Origin of the sequence: Streptomyces sp. NPDC088124 (assembly GCF_040685895.1) — a bacterium.
Taxonomy (GTDB): Bacteria; Actinomycetota; Actinomycetes; order Streptomycetales; family Streptomycetaceae; genus Streptomyces.
Window position 1 is genome coordinate 1 of the sequence record NZ_JBFBJB010000129.1, and the last position, 3,582, is coordinate 3,582.

Genomic DNA, 3,582 nt, shown 5'->3' on the forward strand with positions numbered 1-3,582 from the left:
ACGGGAATCAGCGGCCAACGCCACCACATCCCCATGCGTCACCCCCACACCCTTCGGCACCCCCGACGACCCCGACGTAAACATCACATACGCCAGCCCAGCGGCCCGTACCGCATCCGGCAGCCGCACCTCACCCACCGGCTCCGCGTCCACCTCCGTCACCGGTACGCCGGCGACCGCGGCCCGTGCCCTCAGGGCGGGGTCCGTCAGGATGAGGGCCGCGCCGCTCTGCCCCACCACCTGGCGTATCCGCTCATCCGGATACCCCGGGAACAGCGGAACGTAGGCGCCGCCCGCCTTGAGCACGGCGAGCATCGCCACCACCACATCCGCCGAGCGCTCCAGCAGCAGGGCCACCCTGCTCTCCACACCCACGCCCGCACTCATGCCCGCGCTCATGCCCGCACCCGCACCGACGCCTCGCTCGACGAGCACCCGCGCCAGCCGACTGGACCGCTCGTCCAACTGTGCGTACGTGAGCGCTACTTCGCCGCACTCGACAGCCACGTCGTCCGGTGCGAGGGCCACCCGCTCGGCGAACGCGCTCACCACCGTGCGGTGGCAGGGCGCCTCCTCGACCGTGCCGCTCCACTCCTGGATCACCCGCTGCCACTCCGTGTCCGGGAGGAGCGAGAGCCCGCCCAGAGGAGCATCCCCGTCCTCGGTCAGGGTGGTGACGGCCTGGTTCAGCCGGCCCGCGAGGTTTTCGACCGTACCGGCGTCGAAAAGGGCGGGGTCGTATGCGAGCACCATATCCAATTGGTCGCCCATCGCCGAAGCCACCAGCGTCAGGGCGTAGTTCGTCGACTCGACGGCCTGTACGCCGCTGACGCTCAGCCCGTGGCGTGCGGCGGACTCCGTGTCGACCGGGTAGTTCTCGAAGACCACCAGGCTGTCGAAGAGCGAGACCCCGGGCTGCACGCCCGAGTCGATGTCCGTGAGGGCCACGTACTCGTACTGCCGCGCCTCGGCCATGTCCGCCTGTACCTCACCGAGCCAACGGGCGGTGGACCGCCCGGTATTCACGTTCACGCGCACCGGCAGCGTGTTGATGAAGAGGCCGAGGATGTCCTCGGCGCCCGGCAGATCCGCCGGGCGGCCGGAGACCGTCGTACCGAACACCACGTCCGACGTGCCCGCGTACGGGGCGAGGACCAGCGCCCAGGCGCCCTGCACCACGGCGTTCACCGTGAGGCGGTGCCGCCGTACGAAGGCGCTCACCCGCGCAGCCACCGCGGGTTCCACCGTCACCCGCACCCGTGCGCTCGACTGCCCACGCCGGGCCTGCTCGGGCGCACGGTCGTAGGGCAGTTGCACCGGATCGCCGAACCCGGCGAGCGCCGTCCGCCAGTAGTCCTGTCCGGCCTTCTGGTCCTGACCGGCCAGCCAGCGCACGTAGTCACCGAACGATCCACGCGCGACCGGCGCCGCTTCCAGGGCTCCGCCGAGCGCCGTGTACTCGGCCACCACGTCGGAGAGCAGTGCCGCGTTGCTCCAGCCGTCGAGCAGCAGGTGGTGGAAGGTCCACACCACGCGAACGTCCTGCGGCGAGAGCCGCGCGAGCGCCACCCGCAGCAGGGGGCCGGCTCCCAGGTCGACCCCCCGGGCCCTGTCCTCGACCAGCAGGTCAGCGAGCAACTGATCCTGTTCGGTCTCGCTCGCGTCCGACCAGTCCAGGGTCCTGACCGGCAGTTCCGTCTGGCGGTGCACCACCTGTACGGGATCGGGCACACCTTCCCAGACGAGGGATACGCGCAGCGCGTCCGAGCGCTCGATCACGCGCTGCCAGGCGCGGGTCAGCCGTTCGAGATCGCTGACCCCTTCCAGGGTGAAGGCCAACTGCTCCAGGTAGGCGGCGGAGTCGGGCTCCGCCAAGGCGTGGAAGAGCATGCCGGACTGGAGGGGCGTCAGCGGATAGATGTCCTCGACCACACTTCCGTCCCCGGCGATCCGGTCCACCTCGTCCTGTGTGAGGTCGACCAGGGGGAAGTCCGAGGGGGTGCAGCCGCCGGCGTCCGGCAGGGCGCAGTGTTCGGCGAACGCCACCAGCTCCGCCGCGAATCCCTCCGCCACGCTCCGGACGGTCTCCTCGTGGTGGGTGGCGGAGGAGTAGAGCCAGGAGAACACCAGCCGGCCGTCCTGCACCGCGCCCACGACGTCGAGCAGATGCGGCCGGAACTCAGCGGGGGCATGGTCGGCGCCCTCTGCGGGAAGGGCCTCCCTGAGCAGGCCGCTCTCCGTACCGTCGCCGGACACATCGAACTGACCGTGGTAGTTGAAGCTGATCTGCGGGTCCAGGGCGGCCAGGGCATCGACCGGTGCATCGCCCAGGTAGCGCAGCGCGCCGTAACCGACACCCCGGTGGGGAACGGCCCGCAGCTGCTCCTTCACACTCTTGATCGTGGCGGCCCAGTTGTCGGCCTCCGGCGCGTCGGAGCAGTCCTCGCGCGCCGGAAGCGGGGGAAGCGTGAGTGCGACCGGGTAGATGGAGGTGAACCAGCCGACGGTACGGGTCAGATCCGTGTCGTCGAAGATCTCCTCCCGGCCGTGCCCCTCCAGGTTGACCGCGACCCGGTCATGCCCGGTCCACGTACGCAGGGCACGGGCGAGGGCGGCCAGCAGGACGTCGTTCGCCTGGGTGCGGTAGACGGCAGGGACCCGGTGGAGCAGGGCCTCGGTGTGTTCCGGTGTGAGCGCCACGGAGACGGCGCGCTGCGAAGCGACGGTGTTACGTCCGTCGGGAAGGTCGACGGGGAGCCGGGTCAGGGCGCCGTCGGTGACCGCCTGCCAGTACGGGATCTGATCGTCGAACCCGCCGGCCGCCGTGTGCTCGGCGAGCCGCGCCGCCCACTGCCGTACGGACGTGCCCTTGGGGCCGAGGTCAGGCTGCCGCCCGGCCACGATCTGGTCGTACGCAGTCGACAGGTCCTCCATCAGGACACGCAGCGACACTCCGTCCATGACCAGGTGATGCGCGATCACGGCGAGTCGGGCAGGTGCGTCGGAGCTGCCCGAACCCTGCCTGCCGAGGATGAACCGGATCAGGGGCCCCTGGGCGAGATCGAGGCCGGACTGCGCGTCGACGACGGCGCTGTGCCAGCGCGCGTCCGCGTCGGCCTCCGGCTCCGGCTGTTCCGCCGGCTCGGCCGGCTCCGGCGAGTCCGTCAGGTCGTGGACCTCCAGCACGGACTCCACGCGCAGAGCACCCTCGTAGACGGCGTTCCTGGTGCCGTCTACGGTTGACGGCGCTCCGAAAGTCATGCGCAGTGCGTCGTGGTGGGCGAGCACAGCGGCGAGGGCGGCGCGTAGCGCACCCTCGTCGAAGCCGGGCGCGAGAGCAACCGCGACGGAGAGGTTGAAGTGCCCGGGCGCCACGGGATGGGCCTCGAAGAACCACTCGCGTGCGGGCAGGGTGGGCACCGCCCCCGACAGCACGCCCTGCTCGGCAAGGGTCTCCGCGTCGCCGTCGGAGGGCTGGACCGCCAGCGCGAGAGCGCTGACGGTGGGGTGGAGGAAGACGTCGCGGGAGGAGAGGGCGAGTCCGGCGCGGCGGGCTCGGGAGACGACCTGGAGACTGATGAT

At 71.0% G+C, this 3,582-nt stretch carries 1 protein-coding gene; it reads right to left on the reverse strand.

What is annotated here, in order from left to right:
- The coding region (locus AB0P17_RS43150) for a condensation domain-containing protein (protein ID WP_365820588.1) at positions 1-3,582 on the reverse strand (3,582 nt) is incomplete at both ends.